The 20092-nt window shown below is 37.1% G+C and carries 16 protein-coding genes and 1 pseudogene; 5 read left to right on the top strand and 12 right to left on the bottom strand.

All coding sequences use genetic code 11. The features are described from left to right. Positions 1-43: 43 nt before the first annotated feature. The 3 genes from lapB to pgpB all read right to left on the bottom strand — a co-directional run bounded on the left by lapB (position 44) and on the right by pgpB (position 2421). Positions 44-1213 carry a lipopolysaccharide assembly protein LapB gene (gene lapB / locus ACYUCW_RS01215; protein ID WP_004243030.1) on the bottom strand — a complete coding sequence of 390 codons (1170 nt, stop codon included), beginning with the start codon at positions 1211-1213 and terminating at the stop codon, positions 44-46. A 12-nt stretch (positions 1214-1225) separates the two neighbouring features. Next, complete coding sequence (locus ACYUCW_RS01210) at positions 1226-1543, bottom strand: LapA family protein (RefSeq protein ID WP_004243031.1); 318 nt, start codon at positions 1541-1543, stop codon at positions 1226-1228. Between the two features lie 158 nt (positions 1544-1701). Next, positions 1702-2421 (bottom strand): phosphatidylglycerophosphatase B, encoded by a 720-nt coding sequence (gene pgpB, locus ACYUCW_RS01205; RefSeq protein ID WP_049256631.1) that lies wholly within the window; start codon positions 2419-2421, stop codon positions 1702-1704. 278 nt (positions 2422-2699) lie between these two features. On the opposite strand from pgpB, the gene ribA reads away from it, so the two are divergent. Both ribA and ACYUCW_RS01195 read left to right on the top strand, forming a co-directional pair. Further along, positions 2700-3299, top strand: coding sequence for a GTP cyclohydrolase II (gene ribA / locus ACYUCW_RS01200; protein ID WP_004243033.1), 600 nt, complete (start codon positions 2700-2702; stop codon positions 3297-3299). 229 nt (positions 3300-3528) lie between these two features. After that, positions 3529-4344, top strand: a complete 816-nt coding sequence (locus ACYUCW_RS01195) for a MetQ/NlpA family lipoprotein (protein ID WP_049203370.1) — start codon at positions 3529-3531, stop codon at positions 4342-4344. A gap of 54 nt (positions 4345-4398) precedes the next feature. Here the strand turns inward: ACYUCW_RS01195 and ACYUCW_RS01190 are convergent, their stop codons facing one another. Together ACYUCW_RS01190 and acnA are read right to left on the bottom strand one after the other, a co-directional pair. Next, a complete protein-coding gene (locus ACYUCW_RS01190) occupies positions 4399-5859 on the bottom strand; it encodes an LbetaH domain-containing protein (RefSeq protein ID WP_004251102.1) in 1461 nt (486 codons plus the stop codon). Between the two features lie 206 nt (positions 5860-6065). Beyond that, on the bottom strand, positions 6066-8738 hold the full coding sequence (gene acnA, locus ACYUCW_RS01185) for an aconitate hydratase AcnA (RefSeq protein ID WP_004248112.1): 2673 nt from the start codon (positions 8736-8738) through the stop codon (positions 6066-6068). A 221-nt stretch (positions 8739-8959) separates the two neighbouring features. On the opposite strand from acnA, the gene ACYUCW_RS01180 reads away from it, so the two are divergent. Further along, positions 8960-9793, top strand: coding sequence for a hypothetical protein (locus tag ACYUCW_RS01180; RefSeq protein ID WP_004248113.1), 834 nt, complete (start codon positions 8960-8962; stop codon positions 9791-9793). Positions 9794-9852: 59 nt separating this feature from the next. Here the strand turns inward: ACYUCW_RS01180 and cysB are convergent, their stop codons facing one another. From cysB to topA, 6 genes and pseudogenes are all read right to left on the bottom strand, one after another. Beyond that, positions 9853-10827 carry an HTH-type transcriptional regulator CysB gene (gene cysB / locus ACYUCW_RS01175; protein ID WP_460408099.1) on the bottom strand — a complete coding sequence of 325 codons (975 nt, stop codon included), beginning with the start codon at positions 10825-10827 and terminating at the stop codon, positions 9853-9855. Positions 10828-11268: 441 nt separating this feature from the next. Next, on the bottom strand, positions 11269-12021 hold the full coding sequence (locus ACYUCW_RS01170; protein ID WP_196549065.1) for a hypothetical protein: 753 nt from the start codon (positions 12019-12021) through the stop codon (positions 11269-11271). A 103-nt stretch (positions 12022-12124) separates the two neighbouring features. Beyond that, the gene (locus ACYUCW_RS01165; RefSeq protein ID WP_104731654.1) at positions 12125-12877 is read right to left on the bottom strand and encodes a hypothetical protein; all 753 of its coding nucleotides are present in this window, start codon (positions 12875-12877) and stop codon (positions 12125-12127) included. Between the two features lie 52 nt (positions 12878-12929). Then, positions 12930-13004, bottom strand: a pseudogene (locus ACYUCW_RS01160) (hypothetical protein); the annotation flags it as partial. 878 nt (positions 13005-13882) lie between these two features. Continuing rightward, positions 13883-14407: a superoxide dismutase family protein gene (gene sodC / locus ACYUCW_RS01155; protein WP_163748621.1), complete on the bottom strand. Its 525-nt coding sequence runs from the start codon at positions 14405-14407 to the stop codon at positions 13883-13885. Positions 14408-14580: 173 nt separating this feature from the next. After that, positions 14581-17178 (bottom strand): type I DNA topoisomerase, encoded by a 2598-nt coding sequence (topA, locus tag ACYUCW_RS01150; protein WP_460408097.1) that lies wholly within the window; start codon positions 17176-17178, stop codon positions 14581-14583. Between the two features lie 306 nt (positions 17179-17484). On the opposite strand from topA, the gene ACYUCW_RS01145 reads away from it, so the two are divergent. After that, positions 17485-17733 carry a YciN family protein gene (locus tag ACYUCW_RS01145; protein WP_036896103.1) on the top strand — a complete coding sequence of 83 codons (249 nt, stop codon included), beginning with the start codon at positions 17485-17487 and terminating at the stop codon, positions 17731-17733. A gap of 332 nt (positions 17734-18065) precedes the next feature. Here ACYUCW_RS01145 and sohB read toward each other — a convergent pair whose 3' ends face one another. Further along, positions 18066-19112, bottom strand: a complete 1047-nt coding sequence (sohB, locus tag ACYUCW_RS01140) for a protease SohB (protein WP_004243049.1) — start codon at positions 19110-19112, stop codon at positions 18066-18068. 213 nt (positions 19113-19325) lie between these two features. Between sohB and ACYUCW_RS01135 the strand changes: the two genes are divergently transcribed. Continuing rightward, a complete protein-coding gene (locus ACYUCW_RS01135; RefSeq protein WP_026090429.1) occupies positions 19326-20087 on the top strand; it encodes a YciK family oxidoreductase in 762 nt (253 codons plus the stop codon). The last annotated feature ends 5 nt before the right edge of the window (positions 20088-20092 follow it).

Genomic DNA, 20092 nt, shown 5'->3' with positions numbered 1-20092 from the left:
TTTAAGGCCTTTATTTATCAAGAGACTATTAAAAGTGACATCGTCACTGACCATCTAAGCCACGTATCGGCTTAACGGTATCCCAAGAGCGACAGGATGGACAATGCCAATATAATGCATGGGAGGTAAAACCACATTTATGGCAACGGTAATCAGGTTTTGTGCGGATCTGCTCACCGACCATATAACGTAATAAGATCAGACTCTCTTTTGCGCGTCCTTCTTCTGCTTCAGCTAAATGATAGCGCATTAAACGATAGAAAAGTCGCATGGTAGGATGACGTTCTAGTTGGCGATTAATATATAACTGTGCAGCTTCAATGCCCTCTTTCTCTTCAATAATATCGGCAAGATAAAGCTCTGCAATAGCACCACAATTACTCTCGACACATTGACGTAGATAGGCTTCCCAACGTGCGGGATCACCTTGAGATTGGAAGCATTCAAAAAGCATTGGCAAGGTCTCACTGACCATCTCTTTATCTTGCTCAATCACTTTCATTAATACATCAATGGCTTTATTTTTTTCATCGCGCGCGATATAGATACGACCATACATAATGGAAACACGGGCACAAAGTGGATCCATTTGCCCGGCTTTTTGTAGAAAACTTAGCGCATTATCAAGATTATCACTGCTCATTTCTTGCAATGCGAGTTCACAATAGAAATGAGCAATTTGCTCTTTAAGTTCATGTTGACCCAGTTTTACCAATTTCTCTGCGGTTTCTATCGCCTTACCCCAGTCACTGGTAAGTTGATAAATGGCTAGGAGGGATTGTAATGCACTTTGACGAAAATCCTGCTCATCAATCAGCTGTAAAAACATATGTTCAGCGCGATCATAAACCCCTGCTGCGACATAATCACGGCCAAGTTGCTGAATAGCGAGAAGACGTTGTTCAAAAGAGAGTGCCGCGCTCTCCATTAACGATTGGTGAATACGAATCGCACGTTCAACTTCACCACGAGAGCGAAATAGATTACCTAAAGTAAGATGTGCTTCAAAGGCTGAGCTATCCTCTTTAAGCATTTCAAGGAACAGATCAACCGCTTTGTCTTGTTGATCAGAAAGTAAAAAGTTAACCCCTGCCACATATTCACGTGACAGGCGATCGGCATTTTGCTGTTTATCCTGTTGCGCACCACGACGCCCCATATACCAGCCATAAGCCGCAGCGACCGGTAATAACAGAAACAGCAACTCAAGCATCTATTCTCGTCCTTATTTTACAGTAGAAACGGCTGTAGAACGATTTTCTTGGCTTTCTTGTTTGGTTTGCTCACTTTCAAGGCGCTTAATTTTACGCTTTGCTCTTACTAATGATAAACGTACTCGCAAGTAAAAAACGCCACTGACGATCCAGCCCAGTACAAAACCAACACCAAACAGCGTGGCTAATAAAGTAGAGATACGATATTCACCTTGAGCAATAAGATAATTGAAGGTGATCACCTGATCATTATTTGAACCTAACGTCATGGCTATTACGACAATAGCTAGCACCAGAACAACCAAAATAAAAAGTAGAACTTTCTTCACATTATTTCCTTTTTATTCTCTTTTCTTTGGATAAGGGATAAAGGTAGCATTTTCACCACTCACAAAGAAAGTCATTTCTTAGAATCATCTGATTTTCGTATATTTTTTCACATAAATAGTGAAAAATAAATTCGCTATCTCAAAAAGAAAAACGATTATCAAGGTTTTAACAACAATCGTCGTTCAATCATCCAAAATGCACACCACACCAACACAGCACTAATCAGAATACCGACAATCACATCAGATGCCCAGTGCATACCTAATATTATTCGTCCGACAGTCACATCAATACCCCATAATATCCCTAAGCTGGCTAAAAAATAGTGGCGTCGTAACATACACAGCACAAACACAAATAAAGCCAGTGTTGTAGAGAATAAGCTGTGTCCAGAAGGAAAGGCATAACCGGTTTCTGCTCGCCAATGGCTTAATTGCCATTGAGGGATCAGCGACGAATGAGATAATCCATTATGCAACAGTTGCTCACGCTCAGGACGAGACACTTGGTAAAAATGTTCTGGTGATATTGATAGTTGGTTACTGACCCAAACCACATAAGGTCGTGGCTCTTTAACGCTATTTTTTACAACCACTTTGATCAACTGCCCCAACATCAAAGTCGCGACCATAATAATTGCCAACTGAATAAATGCTTTTTTAGGTAGTTTAAGAATAAAAAAGAGCAAAACAAGGCAAAGTAATATAGTTAAAGCTCCCCAAGGTTTAGCCGCACTATTGGCTATCCATAAAGTGCTTTCGCCTCCCAGAGGATGTGCTGATGGTTGCCATTGCCATCCCAGAATAAGCACCACAATAGGTACAATCAAAAGCAATCCACTTCCTAAAAGCATCAATACTGATATTTGCTTATTCAATCTATTTGTCCTTATCTATTCTGTATGCACTGTTTTTATTTACTGATGATTAACTGATATAAATGATTAGTATAAACAATACCAGTTTAGCAATAAATAATTATGCAAGTAGGCTTAAAATCTGATAATTTGTTTAGGTGTGATTTATTAAGTGTGTGTTATCAAATTCCCTGCCGATTTAGACAAGGAACCATTTCAGTGTTTTATTTCTCTTTGTCCTCGTTATAAAGTGTATAATCTTGAACGAGAGTATCACCTGAAATTATGAGTCAAAAATAATGAAATTAAGACGTATCGCAGAAGCAAAACTCCCTACTCCTTTTGGTGAGTTTTTAATGGTGGGTTTTGAAGAAATTGCCACAGGAAAAGATCATGTTGCCCTCGTTTTTGGTGACATTTCTGGCACAAAACCCGTTTTATCCCGTATTCATTCTGAATGTTTAACTGGCGATGCACTATTTAGCCTGCGTTGTGATTGTGGTTTTCAGCTAGAAGCTGCCCTTTCACAAATTAGCAAAGAAGGCCGTGGTGTATTACTTTATCATCGCCAAGAAGGTCGCAATATTGGTTTACTTAATAAAATCCGCGCTTATGCATTACAAGACCAAGGATTAGATACTGTCGAAGCTAATCTAAAGTTAGGATTTAAAGCCGATGAGCGCGACTTCACCCTTTGCGCTGATATGTATAATCTATTAGGCATACATGAAGTACGATTATTAACCAATAATCCAAAGAAAATCGAAATAATGAAAGAAGCTGGGATCAACGTGGTAGAGCGTGTTCCATTAATCGTAGGACGTAATCCAAGTAATGCTCATTATCTTGATACTAAAGCGGATAAAATGGGACATATGTTATTTAAAAAAGCGCAATAACATAAATATCGGATAGATTATCAGCGTTATTATTCAATCCGGGTGATTTAGCCCGGATTTTATTTTCCTGCACTTACCCCTATCAAGCTACTGACTATTTTCAAGATGATTTTTTTATCCTTTAATTATTAAATTATATCATGTGAAATTTTATCATATGGCAAGCTGTTGACTCTTTAACTGGCTTTAAGCTATTTATAACTAAATAATTTTTAATAGGAATAGCATAATGCCATTACATCTTTCTGGTAGGATTTTTGCGTCTCTTTTATTAGCTGGGACACTATTAACAGGTTGCGATAACAATGATAACAACCGTTATGCAATTAAAGTGGGGGTGATTAATGGTGCAGAGCAAGATGTGGCAGAAGTCGCTAAAAAAGTGGCTAAAGAAAAATATGGTTTAGAGGTTGAGCTGGTGGGTTTTAGTGGCTCATTGTTACCTAACGATCCCACTGCAAACAAAGAATTAGATGCCAATGTGTTCCAACATCGCCCTTTCCTTGAGCAAGATAATCGTTCTCGTGGTTATAACCTCGTCGCGGTAGGCAATACCTTTGTTTTTCCTATGGCGGGTTATTCAACCAAAATTAAACATCCTCAAGAATTAAAACCCGGTGATACAATAGCACTGCCCAATGATCCAACCAACTTGGGGCGCGCATTATTATTGCTACAAAAAGAGAAACTGATCACCTTAAACCCTGACAGTGGCCTATTACCCACAACACTCGATATTATTGATAATCCACTTAAATTAAATATTATGCAATTAGAAGGTGCGCAACTACCACGAGTATTAAACGATCCCCAAGTAACGGTTGCGATAATTAGCACAACTTATATCCAACAAATTAATTTATCACCAACCAAAGACAGTATTTTTATTGAAGATAAAAGTTCACCTTATACTAATATTATTGTTACAAGAGAAGATAATAAAGAAGCAGAGAATGTACGCGATTTTATTAAAGCCTACCAGTCACCCGAAGTGGCAACAGCCGCTGAGACTATTTTTAAAGGTGGTGCTATTCAAGGGTGGTAAACACGACTTATAATTTATCAGGTCACTTATAATAAGTGACCTATTTATTAATAGTTATGACCCAAAATAAAACTTTAATTTATTATTTTCATCTGCTTTAATTGATACTTGAAGATCATTACCATATTGATCATATATAATACAATTCATTTCTTCATCTTTCCTACTGGATGTAAACGCTTTTCCATATTCTATACTATAGCTCCAGAAACATACCCCATCCTCATCATTTGCTGATGTGACCGGAATTAAAGTATCTGGTTTAAAATGGAATTCCTTAGTGTAATAATGAGGCTTTAATGGAATTTTTTTAATATATTTATCAGTCGATGTGCTAATAATCTGATAATGACCTTTTTGAAAATAATGAAAAGATTTATTTTCTTCATACTCTACACTCTTAGTTATCGTTCTATTATTACCGTTAAACCTTAGATAATATTTCGTCAAGACATCACCTGATGTTTCTACATCTTTTTCTATTCTAGGATTTACCAGCGGTTCTATGTCTACATCTGCTTCTGTAAATATTTTTTTTGGTGCAACGTCCAGAATGATAAAATTTAAATAATCACTGTAATTATTTTTAAAGGCTGTAGTATACTCTTTTCCTTTAATGTGAGTCTGTGCACAAATTCTAAAGGTATCTATCACTTTATTAACAGAAAGATAAATAACACAAGTAGATGCATCAGGGGAGTTCAATGTTGCTTCTTCACTGCTTGGAAATACAAATCCATTTTCTTTATCAGATAAAGAAATATCATTGCGGTCAATAGGAAGATTTTTTTCATTTACAATATGTGTATTTCTATAAATATCTTCTTTGGCTATTTTTATGATACGACCATTTTTATCTAAAGCCTCTATATAAATAGTAATAGGTACCTGATGTCTACCATTAACATATGCAGTCGCTGTACTGTTATATCTATTAATATAAATATAAAATGCTCTTAGTTCATCAATATCATCCCAAGAGCCAAATTGGCTCTTAATAACCTCACCTTTCGATACAATTGTATTTCCCTCAACAGTCGCATAACCAGTCACCCAACCATTTTTTTCAACTATTGCATCACCACGAACAATAGCATATTCTGATACTTTAGCATTATCTTTAATAACAGCATTATCATATATTACAGCATCGTCAGATATTCTCGCATTATCTTTAATAACTGCATTATCATATATTACAACATCATCAGATATTGTCACATTATCTTCCACTAGCACATTACCATAAATCTCTGCATTGTCTTTTACTTTACTATTTCCCTTAACTATTGCATTACCGTAGATCTTCACATTATTTCTTATAATTGCATTATCTGTAACTTTAGCATTACCAAATACCATTACATTATCAAAAATAAAACAATTATCATCTCTACTTAAATTACTTTCATTTTCTATCCATCCTCCTGGACTATCTGTATACACTCTTCTAATTCTATATAAAGTAACACCATTATATTCTTTTGTTTCACTCGTTATTTTATATTTCTTCATAAACACCTCCATAATAACACCCTGTTAATATTGTTATATTAACTTGATACTCATTAAAAATACGTTTAGCATTTAATGGTTAGTTTATAGTATTAGATGAAATCATTTGTCGATATTATGAAATATAAAAATATTCTATTATAAAAAAGAAAGCGAAGAATTAATTCATCATTCTTCGCCAACTAATTAATACTTACTAAATTATTTTACAACATATTACGAATAACATAATGCAAGATCCCGCCATGTTCAAAATAAGCCAGCTCAGTTTGCGTATCAATACGACAACGAGCCATAATAGTTTCTTGGCGACCATCTGCAAAAGTAATATTGACAGCGACATCTTGACCCGGTGTTAGCGAATTAAGCCCCGTTATCTCAATTTTTTCATCACCTTTGAGCCCTAAAGTCTGGCGTGATACACCGTTAGGAAATTCTAAAGGTAATACTCCCATACCAATCAAATTAGAGCGGTGAATACGTTCGAACGATCCGGCTATCACCACTCGCACACCTAATAATCGTGTACCTTTGGCGGCCCAGTCACGGCTAGAGCCTGATCCATATTCATTACCGGCAATAATGGCTAAAGGCGTATTTTCTTGCTGATAACGCATCGCCGCATCATAAATGGCTAACGTTTCTCCCGTTGGAATATGTTTTGTAAAGCCCCCTTCGATCCCCGGCACCATTTCATTACGAATACGAATATTTGCAAAAGTTCCTCGCATCATGACTTCGTGATTACCACGTCTTGAACCGTAAGAGTTAAAGTCTTTTGGTTCAACACCATGCTCTCGAAGATAACGCCCAGCAGGGCTATCAGCTTTAATATTCCCTGCAGGTGAAATATGATCGGTGGTCACCGAGTCACCTAATATAGCTAAAATACTGGCTTGGTGAATATCTTTAATCGCCTCAGGTGTTTTTGTCATACCTTCAAAAAAAGGAGGATGGCGAATATAGGTAGAATCAGGTTGCCAAGCATACACCGGGGTATCTTGTATTTTTAGTGATTGCCAAGTTTCATCACCATCAAATACCGCAGAATACTCTTTATGGAACATCTGCGTTTTTACTTTTTCCACCGCATCGGCAATGGCTTTACTGTCAGGCCAAATATCTTTCAAATAGACTGGATTGCCCTGCTTATCTTCACCTAATGGCTCTTTGGTCAAATCAATATTCATATTACCAGATAGCGCATAAGCCACGACTAAAGGAGGAGAAGCAAGCCAGTTGGTTTTCACTAAAGGATGGATACGACCTTCAAAGTTACGATTACCCGATAATACAGCGGCTATAGTTAAATCATTATCTTTAATCGCCTCTTCAATCGGGGCTAATAAAGGCCCTGAGTTACCAATACATGTGGTACAACCATAACCAACCAAATTAAAACCAAGTTTATCTAAATAAGGTGTTAATCCTGCCAGTGCTAAGTAGTCAGTCACCACTTTAGAGCCGGGGGCTAATGACGATTTGACCCATGGCTTACGCTGTAGGCCTTTTTCTACCGCATTTTTAGCCAGTAGACCTGCGGCCATTAAAACATTAGGGTTAGAGGTATTGGTACATGAGGTGATCGCTGCAATCACTACCGCACCATCCGTTAAGGTAAAAGGAGGCTGATTATCAATAGTGACCTGAGGATATTGAGCAAGAGGTTTTTTATTTGTTTCAAGCTCTACAGCAGCTTTAAATGCTTTTGGTACATTCAGCAAGTTAACTCTATCTTGTGGACGTTTAGGGCCAGCAAGACTTGCTTCCACAGTACCCATATCTAACGATAAGGTTGAGGTGAAAATAGGTTCATCACCGGCATGACGCCATAAGCCTTGCTCTTTACTATAGGCTTCAACTAATGCAATTTCTTGCTCTTCACGCCCGGTAAGACGTAAATAATCTAGTGTAATTTCGTCAATAGGAAAGAAGCCACAGGTTGCACCATATTCAGGTGACATATTGGCAATCGTCGCTCGGTCAGCAAGAGGCAAAGAAGCTAGTCCATCACCATAAAACTCAACAAATTTCCCTACCACACCATGTTGACGTAACATTTGCGTTACGGTTAATACTAGGTCAGTCGCTGTGATCCCCTCACGTAGTTTACCCGTTAACTTAAAACCTACCACATCAGGGATCAGCATTGAGATCGGTTGGCCTAACATCGCAGCTTCCGCCTCAATGCCACCAACGCCCCAACCCAATACACCCAGACCATTGATCATAGTAGTATGTGAATCGGTTCCAACCAAAGTATCAGGGTAAGCAATATGTCGACCATTTTGTTGTTCAGACCATATCGCTTTACCTAAATATTCTAAGTTAACCTGATGGCAAATGCCCGTTCCAGGAGGTACTACACGAAAACGTTCAAACGACTGTTGCCCCCAACGTAAAAAGAGATAACGCTCATAGTTACGCTGCATTTCAATTTCAACGTTTTTCTCAAAAGCATCATCACTGGCATATTTATCAACCATCACCGAATGGTCGATAACCAAGTCAACAGGAGAAAGTGGATTAACTTTTTCTACATTTCCCCCCAAAGATTTTACGGCTTCACGCATAGCGGCTAAATCAACAACGGCAGGTACACCCGTAAAATCTTGCATTAATACTCTTGCTGGGCGATAGGCAATTTCACGGGAGGCGTGGGCATTTTTTTGCCAATCTACCAATGCCTTAATATCATCTTCAACAACCGTATCATCATCAAGATAGCGGACTAAATTTTCTAGCAGAACCTTTAACGATTTAGGGAGACGAGTGATATCCCCTAATTGACGAGCAACTTCAGAAAGACGGTAATACTCATATTGATGAGTACCTACAGAGAGCGTAGAAAGACTCTCCTTTTTCAGACGTAACGACATAGCTCCTCTCCTTCTTATTTTTATGCTGACAGCAATCACAAACTATCAAAATAGGTAAGGTTATCTATTAACCATATCATAGAAAGAGAAATTTCGCTTACGGACCACACGATTTGTTAATATGATGTTATTGAGATTATATTACTAACAAAACTTAATCTCTTTCTTTTAACTTAATTAGGATTTAATGGGGGTATTATTGCAAATAAAGGATAATGTATATGAACAATCAACAAGCCGAACAACTAAAAAAGATTATGATGGCTGATAGTTATTTTGCACAACCTATTACGCCCCCTTTTCCACAGCCTTTAGCAATAAAATCATTACAACAGACACTTAATATCAAAGATACAGAAGGACTTGTTCAATTTATTATCGCTTCACCTAAACGTTTTAACGAATCAGAAAAAATGATCATGACACAGCTGAAAGATATACAAATTGCCTTAATCTCTATTATGTCGAATCATCTTTCAGTATTAAAAAAAGAAGATAGTGAAGCTTATTATCAACCAGAGCATTGGCTAGAAACCCTTAATCATTTGCCTTTGCTTAGCCGTAATAAAGTTGAAAGCAAACGACTTGATAAGCAAACATTTGATTTTTCAATTGCTCAAGCCTTTGTGCAACTGTTATTAGGTGCAGCCATTAATGCAGCTTCACCGTCATTAGCCGAGTTTATCGATTTTTTACGCAATCAGGGACAACAAATTGAACTAGGAATACGCCAATCCTTTGATAGCTATAAAACGATAACTATTGCAGGTGTGACGGAAATCCTTAATCATAATAATCAGCTTATTTTTGTACCTAAATTAAAAATAATGAGTCTACGTTTCTCACATCGAACAGCCAAAATGTTATTAGCCAGTTGTTCGGGGCGAAAATTTACGATTTCAGTAGAATACACAACAATCACCTCAATTTTTGATATTGGTGCACTTAATGATCCGCTGATTAATCGACAATTTTATGCTTTTTTAAATAAGTTTCGTCAGTTGAGTATTACTCAATCTGATTCATTTTTTAGTGGGGACTTTTTATTGCAATAGCATTAATGTTATAAGTTACATAATGGTAAAGGGCGGGATAATATACCCGCCTTTGCGTATTAAACTAAAGGTAACTCGATATCTTTAAATAACTCTTCAATTTCTTCATTGGTGCGTAAAGCTGTCGCTTGTTCCACCAAATTACGTGTTAGATGTGGGGCAAAACGCCACATAAAGTCATACATATAACCGCGTAAAAAACCACTACGTCGAAATGCAATTTTTGTGGTGCTATAACTAAATTTATCACGCATATCAATAGCGACTAAATCGCTATCAAGCATCGGATCAAATGCCATACTCGCAATCACACCAATACCTAAGTGTAGCCTGACATAAGTTTTTATTACATCCACATCCGTTGCAGTAAAAACAATTTTAGGCTTTAAACCCACTTTACCAAAGGCTTCGTCAAGATCAGAGCGCCCAGTAAAACCATGGGTATAAGTAACGATATCGTAAGTTGCAAGCTCTTGTAAGGTAACTTCACGCTTTTGCGCCAATGGGTGATCTTTAGTTACCACCACAATACGATTCCAACGATAACAAGGTAACATCACTAAATCGTTATACAGATGTAGTGATTCTGTCGCTATAGCAAAATCACTTTTACCACGGCAAACATCTTCTGCAATTTGTGTCGGTGAACCCTGATTCATATGTAATGACACTTCGGGATAACGTTCTATAAAACCTTTAATCACTGGGGGTAAAACATAACGCGCTTGTGTATGAGTGGTGGCAATAGAAAGCGAACCGCGATCAGGATAAGTGTGTTCCCCTGCAGCCGAACGGATAGCTTCTGTTTTGGATAATATCTCACGAGATAATCTGACAATTTCTTCCCCCGCTGGCGTCACATGTGTTAAGTGCTTACCACTGCGAGAGAATATTTGTATACCCAACTCATCTTCTAGCATACGAATTTGTTTACTGATCCCCGGCTGAGAGGTATATAAACGCTCTGCTGTCGTTGAGACGTTTAAATCGTTATTCACCACTTCAACGATATAACGCAACTGTTGTAATTTCATAGAAGCACGATCCCTTTACAAAAGACTTATTATTCTGTTATTCCGCTCATATTCATATAACTAAAAAGAATAATAAATAAGCAATATATAACCACTATATCACTTATTTCATTTCGGTCTAACGTAATTAATAAGGTTATTTAGGTTTTATTATATCGAATAGTTATAAGCTATAAAAATCGGTAGAAATCTTGCTGTCTCTGGATGGTCTTGATTGTATTGTGATAATAACAATTTACTGATTCGATTTGCTGTTAAAACCACTGTACTATTGCCTAGTAAGCGTTGGAAAGTACAGTAAACGGTCAGGAGCAACAGAATCATATTTAACGTAATGTACATACATAGAAGATGATCACCATCGAAGGTTAGCTCATATCAAATAAATCTATAAGATTGCATAGTTAAATTAAATAGTTGAACTAGATAGTAACCTATTGATTAATCAATATATCGAACAAAAGAAGTAAACGCTTTTTCATCACTATTCTCGATTATTTCATTAAAACCAATCATTTTACTATAAGTCGAACCACTCAGTGTTTTAATATTACCGTTAGGGAAAATAGCTTTTTTATCATTTGAGATGATAGTCGTGGTTAATTTAGGTTCAACTTTATAATTAAAATAGATTTCTCCATTTGATTTATTAGATAGTTTTTTCTCACCTTCCGTGCTCGATGATGAATAATAGATCGATTGCTCATTCTTGTCTTCTAACATTACAGGAGCTAATGTAGCAAACAGTTCTATTTTTGAATGCTTATTATCGGTAATTGGAATAACCTTACTAAAAACCATATAACTTTTATAAATAGTAGAGACTGGGGCTATATCTATTTCTACTAGCTTCCAATTACACCATCCCCCTCCATCAATAGGCACGATATAGGTTGCGGTTTTATTATCCTCTGCTATTTTACGCTCTGCTTCCACTTGTTGCGTTAAAGAGGAATAAGTGACTTTAGTATAAGAAGCATTAAAATGAGAACGTTCACACTTATTTGACGTATAAGTACCAATAACTTCCACTGCTGTTTCAGGGGAAATAGTTGAATAAACCGTGATTTTTTTGCCATCATTATTCATATTGACGGGGAATTTATTATCAAGATATATATTGATAAGCCCACTACAACCACCTAACAATAGATAAGGAATAAGAACAAATAATTTAATCATTGTCATTAGCATAGTTAATCCCCATTCAACTCCGTTCACCTGCTTAAAATCGCAATCGCATATCCCTTCTTACACTTTAGACAGAAAAAACTACTTACTCCCCCAAACAGATTAATCAATCAATATATCGAACAAAAGAAGCAAACGCCTTTTCATCACTATTCTCGATTATTTCATTAAAACCAATCATTTTACTATAAGTCGAACCGCTCAGTGTTTTAATATTACCGTTAGGAAAAATAGTTTTTTTATCATTTAAGATGATAGTCGTGGTTAATTTAGGTTCAACTTTATAATTAAAATAGATTTCTCCATTTGATTTATTAGATAGTTTTTTCTCACCTTCCGTGCTCGATGATGAATAATAGATCGATTGCTCATTCTTGTCTTCTAACATTACAGGAGCTAATGTAGCAAACAGTTCTATTTTTGAATGCTTATTATCGGTAATTGGAATAACCTTACTAAAAACCATATAACTTTTATAAATAGTAGAGACTGGGGCTATATCTATTTCTACTAGCTTCCAATTACACCATCCCCCTCCATCAATAGGCACGATATAGGTTGCGGTTTTATTATCCTCTGCTATTTTACGCTCTGCTTCCACTTGTTGCGTTAAAGAGGAATAAGTGACTTTAGTATAAGAAGCATTAAAATGAGAACGTTCACACTTATTTGACGTATAAGTACCAATAACTTCCACTGCTGTTTCAGGTGAAATAGTTGAATAAACCGTGATTTTTTTGCCATCATTATTCATATTGACGGGAAATTTATTATCAAGATATATATTGATAAGCCCACTACAACCACCTAACAATAGATAAGGGATAAGAACAAATAATTTAATCATTGTCATTAGCATATTTGAACCTTTTCATCGCCGTTATGCCTTCTGGCATCAATAATGTGGGTAATATATTACTGACAGGATCTGCCGTGATGTTACCTTGTGTTTTCCCTTCAATGGAAATATAGCAAGGTGTTGGCATAACAATATCCTTTTATCAAAAATAACAAATTAAACTAAACGATTACACTAAAAACACTTCGTCCGTTATATCCGCTATCTTAGCCAGTGCGTACAATAAGACTTGAATAAAGGATAATAAAAGCTTATTAATAAACTGTAAACAGCTCCCATATTTAGTATCTCTCTAGCATAAGTCACTTTGCGTAAAATAATTGAAATATCACTATATCATGCTACATAAATAATCATAAAAAGTGTTTGTCAATATAAAATATGAGCAATAAACAAACAAATTACTCATAACCCAATAAATACTGGGTACAGTAAAATATATTTTGTTTCCAATATGGAAAGCTCAAAAAATAGTTCATAATACATTGATTTTTAACAGTTAAAAATTAATCACATTCAATTTCATTACCTTGCCACTTTAAATAACTCAATTTTATCAATATATTTAGCTAATAAGATTGGTTTAATTAAAATATAATTCTAAATAAGCCATTTATTTTATTTAGCTTATATAATATGTCTATTTTTTAATCTTCTTTTGGGCTTTTTATATTCATTTTATGAATAATGATAAAATTCGGATTGCATAAATAAGGAGAAATGAAATAAATAAAGATTCATATTATGTTAGATATATTATTTTTTATAAATAATTAATCAAATAAGTAATAGTAGAAAATGACGGGGAAAATAGAAAAAGAAAAAATGATATAGTTAACACCAAAAAAACACATAAGAAAAACCGCTTAAAGCAGTCGTTTTTTAATCAACATTAAATGTGATTTCATCACATTGCGATGGGATAAAACTATGCACTATTTTAGTGAGTATAACCATTAACCCAAAAGCCATCATCAGATAGCTTTTGGATTATAAATAAATGAATTATTTAATCACACCACATGCCATTCTAGCACCACCACCGCCAAGCGCTTCTGGGTTATCTGAGTAGTTATCTCCCCCAACGTGAACCATTAAGGCTTTATCTTTAATTTGATCAAGCTTAGTCAATCTAGGAGCAAGAACGGCATAATCAGCGTCACCTTTACTATTGGCAACCAAACCAGGTAGATCACCTAAATGCCCTTCTTTGTTATAAGGCCCTAAGTGAACACCTTTATTTTCAGGATCAAGATGACCACCCGCTTTTAATGCTGGAACAAGTTTTCCATCTTTCATATCTGGCTCACAAGAGCCATTAGCATGGATATGAAAACCATGAACACCCGGTGTTAACCCAGTAAGTTTTGGCGTAAATAATAGCCCATAATCGGTTTCGGTAATAGTGACAACACCAATATCATCACCCGCCCCTGTAGGTAAGGCTTCTTTTAACGTAACATCTAAGCTCGCCGCACTGGCAACCGATGTAAAGAGTAGTCCAGAGAGTAACAAAGGTATCAGTTTCATAGTATCTTCCTCTTATTATTTATGCTCAGCATAAAGTCGTCGATAACAACAAATAGAGACTCACCATTAATACTGTTTCAATGTACGTTAATTAGCATATCGTCTTAATGCAAAAAAAGCGACTTATGTCAGTAAGTCGCTTTTTTATCTTAAAATATCAATAACTATCGATATTATTTACTTTTTTCAACCCATTTGCCATCAATATAAAAGGCTGACCAACCTGTTGCTTTCCCCTCTTTTTCAGAAGAGACATATTGCTGTTTAGTTTTACGACTAAAACGTACTATGGTTGGATTCCCTTCAGGATCGGTTACAGGTGCTTGTGCTAAGTAGCGCATTTTTTCCGATAATCTATCTTTAAAACGTACTAACTCAGCCACTTTCGGTGCACGGGTTTCCCTTGATTTAGGGAACGTATTGGCCGCAAGGAAAATACCCGCCGCGCCATCACGTAACACAAAGTAAGCATCCGATTTTTCACAAGGCAACTCAGGTAGTGGAACCGGATCTTCTTTTGGTGGTGCAATTTCACCACTCTTTAAGATCTTACGTGTATTTTTACACTCTTCATTGGTGCAACCCATGTACTTGCCAAAACGCCCCATTTTTAGATGCATTTCAGCGCCACATTTATCACACTCAATCACTGGGCCTTCATAACCTTTTAAGCGGAATTCACCTTCTTCAACTTCATAACCATCACATGCAGGATTATTACCACAAACATGTAATTTACGATGAGTATCAATAAGATAACTGTCCATTGCCGTACCGCATTTCGGACAACGACGACGGGCACGTAATGCATTAGTTTCCGCATCATCTCCTTCCAAGATATTAAGTAATTCATCTTCAGGAATAAGATTTATCGTTTGTTTACAACGCTCTTTTGGTGGTAAAGCATAGCCCGAGCACCCTAAGAATACCCCTGTCGTCGCTGTTCTAATTCCCATATGACGAGAACAAGTAGGACATTCAATAGAAGTAATAACCATAGGGTTAGGTCGCATTCCTCCTTCTTCTGGATCTTTTTCAGCGACTTCTAGTTGCTGACTAAAATCTGTGAAGAATGCATCTAATACCGCTTTCCAGTTTTCTTGGTTGTTGGCAACATGGTCGAGATGATCTTCCATTTGAGCCGTGAAATCGTAGTTCATCAAATCACTAAAGTTTTCTTCTAAGCGATCGGTAACAATCTCACCCATTTTTTCTGCATAGAAACGGCGATTTTCAACTTTGACATAACCTCTATCTTGAATGGTAGAGATAATTGAAGCATAAGTTGAAGGTCGACCAATACCTCGTTTTTCTAGTTCTTTAACTAATGTAGCTTCACTAAAACGCGCTGGTGGCTTAGTAAAGTGTTGCGTTGGCGATAACTCAGCTAACGCTAATTGCGCCCCTACATCAACCGCTGGTAATGTTTTATCTTCATCTTTACTGCGCATTGCTGGCATGACTTTTATCCAACCCGCAAAACGTAATGTGCGACCTTTAGCGCGTAGTTTATAATCCCCTGATGCAACCGTAAGTGTGGTTGAGTCATATTTTGCCGGTGTCATTTGACAGGCGACAAATTGATCCCAAATCAGTTGATATAAACGCTTCGCGTCGCTATCCATATCTTTTAAAGATTCAGCCGTCACATTGATATCAGAAGGACGAATAGCTTCGTGCGCTTCTTGTGAGTTCTCTTTACTTGAATAAACATTCGGCTCTTTAGGCAGATATTTTGCACCAAATTTATCGTGAATATAATCACGTGCCATTTGGATTGCATCCTGACTCAGGTTGGTAGAGTCAGTACGCATATAGGTGATATAACCTGCTTCATAAAGACGTTGAGCCAACATCATGGTCTTTTTCACCCCAAAGCTTAAGCGAGTACTTGCCGCTTGTTGCAATGTAGAGGTGATCAAAGGTGCACTTGGTTTACTGGATGTTGGTCTATCTTCACGGTTTTTAACGATGAAAGTGGCATTCTGTAACGCCTTAACCGCCACCTGAGCTTCCTCAGAGGAGACTGGTTTAAAGGCATTATCTTGATAGTGCGTCACTTCCATACGCAAGGGTTGTTCATCGGGTGTCAGCAGTGAAGCGTGTAATTGCCAATACTCTTCTGGCACAAATGCTTTAATTTCACGTTCACGCTCGACGAGTAGGCGTACCGCAACTGACTGTACACGCCCCGCAGATAAACCACGCGCCACTTTTTTCCATAACAGCGGAGAAACCATATAGCCAACCACACGATCCATAAAACGACGTGCTTGTTGCGCGTTAACACGGTCAATATTCAGCTCACCCGGTGTTTGGAATGCTTGTGTAATGGCATTTTTCGTAATTTCATTAAACACGACACGACTAAATCTATCATCTTCACCGCCGATCACTTCGCGTAAATGCCACGCGATAGCTTCTCCTTCGCGGTCAAGGTCCGTTGCGAGATAGATATGATCTGCTTTTTCAGCCAATGCTTTTAGTTCAGCGACTACCTTCTCTTTACCCGGCAGAATTTGGTAGTTTGCATGCCAACCATTATAAGGATCGACACCCATACGGCTGACTAAGGCTGATTTCTCATCCTTTTTAACCTTTTTCACGCCTTTCGTGGCGGATGAGTTTTCGCTCTTCTGGCTGCCAGAACCACTTTTTGGCAAATCACGAATGTGACCCACGCTAGATTTTACTACGTAGTCATTGCCAAGATATTTATTGATTGCTTTGGCTTTAGCCGGGGACTCCACGATAACAAGAGCTTTACCCATAATTACCTTTACCTAATTAAACTTTGTCATGACGGTATTGTTTAATACCCTCAGCTCAGAAAACTTTTGAAATCTCTTTTTATATTGCGTTAGTTTTGCAATATATCAACCTGTTTTTATTCAAAGCTTTTGTTTAAACGCAAAACACGTTACTTTTTTTTGAGGTATTTTAATCACCTCATCACTGATTCAGGTCTAAAACATAGCGATGTCTATGTATATAGAGTAGCTAAGCTTTTAAAAATGCCACACTCTACCTGATAAAAAGCGAGGCGCAACAAATTATTTTTCTAAGGAGCATAAATGATGTCGACACAAACTACACCTATTTCCGCAGAGATGCTACTTGAAAAAGCGAATAAAATCATACGTGAACATGAAGACTATTTACAAGGTATGTACGCAGATTCTGTTGAACAAAAAGGCAATGTACTGGTATTTAAAGGCGAATTTTTTTTAGATGAACAGGGCTTACCCACGGCTAAAAGTACCGCTGCATTCAATATGTTTAAACATTTAGCACATGTGTTATCTGAAAAATACCATCTAGCGTGATGATGTTTGCTGACTATTTTGGCACTTATTGCCAAGAAATCGGTTATTAACTATCAATATAAGATATAGAGAAGATTTTCAGAGCCTATCAATTCAATATGTAATATCAATTATATTTATTTTCTCTTTATCGCTATATTGAGTCTTCCTAGAAAGAGGAAATATTGCCCGATTGTTGTTAAAAATTATCAATTATTTTTATGCCAGTGTGTACCTCACTGGCTTTTTTTATTCGAAAAACGCTGAATAAATAATAAAAAAATAGCGATACTCAGCTTACATCTAACTGCTGAATATCGCTAATTTGATAGCAACTCGTTATTTGATAATGCTTATAACAGTGGGTTTTTACCCCTTTGTAGCCAACGCATCATTAATTTATCCACGCTTTCCATTGCGCCACCAGTAACTCGTTCTACCATTTTTTTCTTCAGGATATATTGAACGGATAATACTTCAAAATCATTAATACGACTAATGAGCCAATCATCGCTGACCCCCACTTCATCAATCAGCCCTTTATCTACAGCATCCGTTCCATACCAATACTCGCCGGTTGCAACACTATCGATATCTAATTCAGGGCGATATTTATGTACGAAAGACTTAAATAGCAGATGAGTTTCATTGAGATCTTGTTTAAATTTCTCACGACCTTCATCCGTATTTTCCCCTAATAGGGTTAGCGTGCGTTTATATTCACCGGCAGTATGTAACTCAACATCAATGTCATTTTTCTTTAATAAACGATGAATATTGGGTATTTGAGCGACCACACCGATAGAGCCGATAATCGCAAAAGGTGCCGCAACAATTTTATCAGCGACACAGGCCATCATATAACCCCCACTGGCGGCGACTTTATCGACCACTGCAGTTAATTTGATCCCTTTATCTTTTAAACGAGTTAACTGGGCTGCTGCTAGGCCATAACCATGAACCATACCGCCAGGACTTTCAAGACGAAGCAGTACTTCATCACCCGCTTGTGCCACAGAGAGGATAGCGCTTATCTCTTCACGTAATGCACCAACTTCATGGGCATCCATGCTACCTTTAAAATCAATAACATATAAACAAGGTTTAACAACGCCTTTGCGCCCTTCTTTAGCATTGTTTTTACTCAGTTTTTGCTCTTTCTTTTGTTGTTTTTTAAACGCTTTATGCCACACTTTTAATTCAGCCTCATCCATTTTGGCTTGTTGCATAACACGTTGTTTATCGTGGTAAGACTCAGCAAGATCAGTCACCTTTAATGTGCCTTTTCGATGTTGCTTTTTACTACCGATAACCACAAAAAACGAAACAATAGCAATAATAGCGACAACAACTGTCGCAATCTCAGCTAAAAACAGTCCATATTGTAAAATATACTCCACAAAGGCCTCTTTTAAGGTTAATAAAACACAGTGAAATCATAGCACCTAGTTTAACGAAATTTTACGCTGATGCCAGTAACAAAGGCGCCATTCTGGCAGTTATTATCTGTATCACTAGCCGTTAATCACTTTAAAAATGAGTCGCTAAACTGGTTCTTAAGCACATAAGACGTTACACTTTATTTATTTTTCAATAAACAGGATATTAATATGTTGCAATATCAACCCGATCATACTGTATTAAGAGATAAAATAATTCTAGTAACGGGGGCTGGTGATGGCATAGGTAAAGAAGCTGCTCTCACATATGCTCGCTATGGTGCGACATTAATCTTGTTAGGACGTACCTTATCTAAGCTTGAAGATGTACAAAATGAGATTATCACTTCAGGCGGGCAACAACCGATGCTTTACCCTTTAGATCTACTCACCGCAAGCGAGAACGATTATCAGGAATTTGCTGATACTATCGTAAAACGTTTTCCTCATTTGGACGGTGTATTACAAAATGCCGGCCTACTCGGTGTCGTTGAGCCGATAATTAACCAACCAAGTACACTTTGGCATGATGTGATGCAAGTCAACGTTAATGCAACCTTTATGTTGACTAAAGCCTTAATCCCCCTAATGCTTAAGGCACCTCATGCAAGCCTTATTTTGACAACCTCCAGTGTAGGTCGCCAAGGCCGTTATGGTTGGGGGGCTTATTCTGTCTCTAAATTTGCCACAGAAGGCTTAATGCAAGTGTTACATGAAGAATATAAAGACAGTAGCTTGCGTATTAACTGCATCAATCCGGGTGGAACACGCACCAGTATGCGAGCAAGTGCCTTCCCCGATGAAAATGCACAAAAACTTAAAACGCCAAAAGATCTAATGCCGTTATATCTCTATCTAATGAGTGATGACAGCATTGAAGTGAGTGGTCAATCTTTAGATGCACAACCCGATCGTAAAGCCGGACCTGCTGAATAACTTGA

It is taken from the genome of Proteus sp. MB838 (assembly GCF_054767435.1).
Note: the sequence above shows the minus strand (reverse complement) of the source record. Positions and strands in the feature narration are given on the sequence as shown.

What these genes read in the sequence shown, in the direction of transcription:
- lapB (WP_004243030.1), bottom strand. Translation starts at nt 1,213, where the DNA reads ATGCTTGAGTTGCTGTTTCTGTTATTACCGGTCGCTGCGGCTTATGGC.
- ribA (WP_004243033.1), top strand. Translation starts at nt 2,700, where the DNA reads ATGAAATTAAGACGTATCGCAGAAGCAAAACTCCCTACTCCTTTTGGT.
- ACYUCW_RS01195 (WP_049203370.1), top strand. Translation starts at nt 3,529, where the DNA reads ATGCCATTACATCTTTCTGGTAGGATTTTTGCGTCTCTTTTATTAGCT.
- ACYUCW_RS01190 (WP_004251102.1), bottom strand. Translation starts at nt 5,859, where the DNA reads ATGAAGAAATATAAAATAACGAGTGAAACAAAAGAATATAATGGTGTT.
- acnA (WP_004248112.1), bottom strand. Translation starts at nt 8,738, where the DNA reads ATGTCGTTACGTCTGAAAAAGGAGAGTCTTTCTACGCTCTCTGTAGGT.
- ACYUCW_RS01180 (WP_004248113.1), top strand. Translation starts at nt 8,960, where the DNA reads ATGAACAATCAACAAGCCGAACAACTAAAAAAGATTATGATGGCTGAT.
- cysB (WP_460408099.1), bottom strand. Translation starts at nt 10,827, where the DNA reads ATGAAATTACAACAGTTGCGTTATATCGTTGAAGTGGTGAATAACGAT.
- ACYUCW_RS01170 (WP_196549065.1), bottom strand. Translation starts at nt 12,021, where the DNA reads ATGCTAATGACAATGATTAAATTATTTGTTCTTATTCCTTATCTATTG.
- ACYUCW_RS01165 (WP_104731654.1), bottom strand. Translation starts at nt 12,877, where the DNA reads ATGCTAATGACAATGATTAAATTATTTGTTCTTATCCCTTATCTATTG.
- sodC (WP_163748621.1), bottom strand. Translation starts at nt 14,407, where the DNA reads ATGAAACTGATACCTTTGTTACTCTCTGGACTACTCTTTACATCGGTT.
- topA (WP_460408097.1), bottom strand. Translation starts at nt 17,178, where the DNA reads ATGGGTAAAGCTCTTGTTATCGTGGAGTCCCCGGCTAAAGCCAAAGCA.
- ACYUCW_RS01145 (WP_036896103.1), top strand. Translation starts at nt 17,485, where the DNA reads ATGTCGACACAAACTACACCTATTTCCGCAGAGATGCTACTTGAAAAA.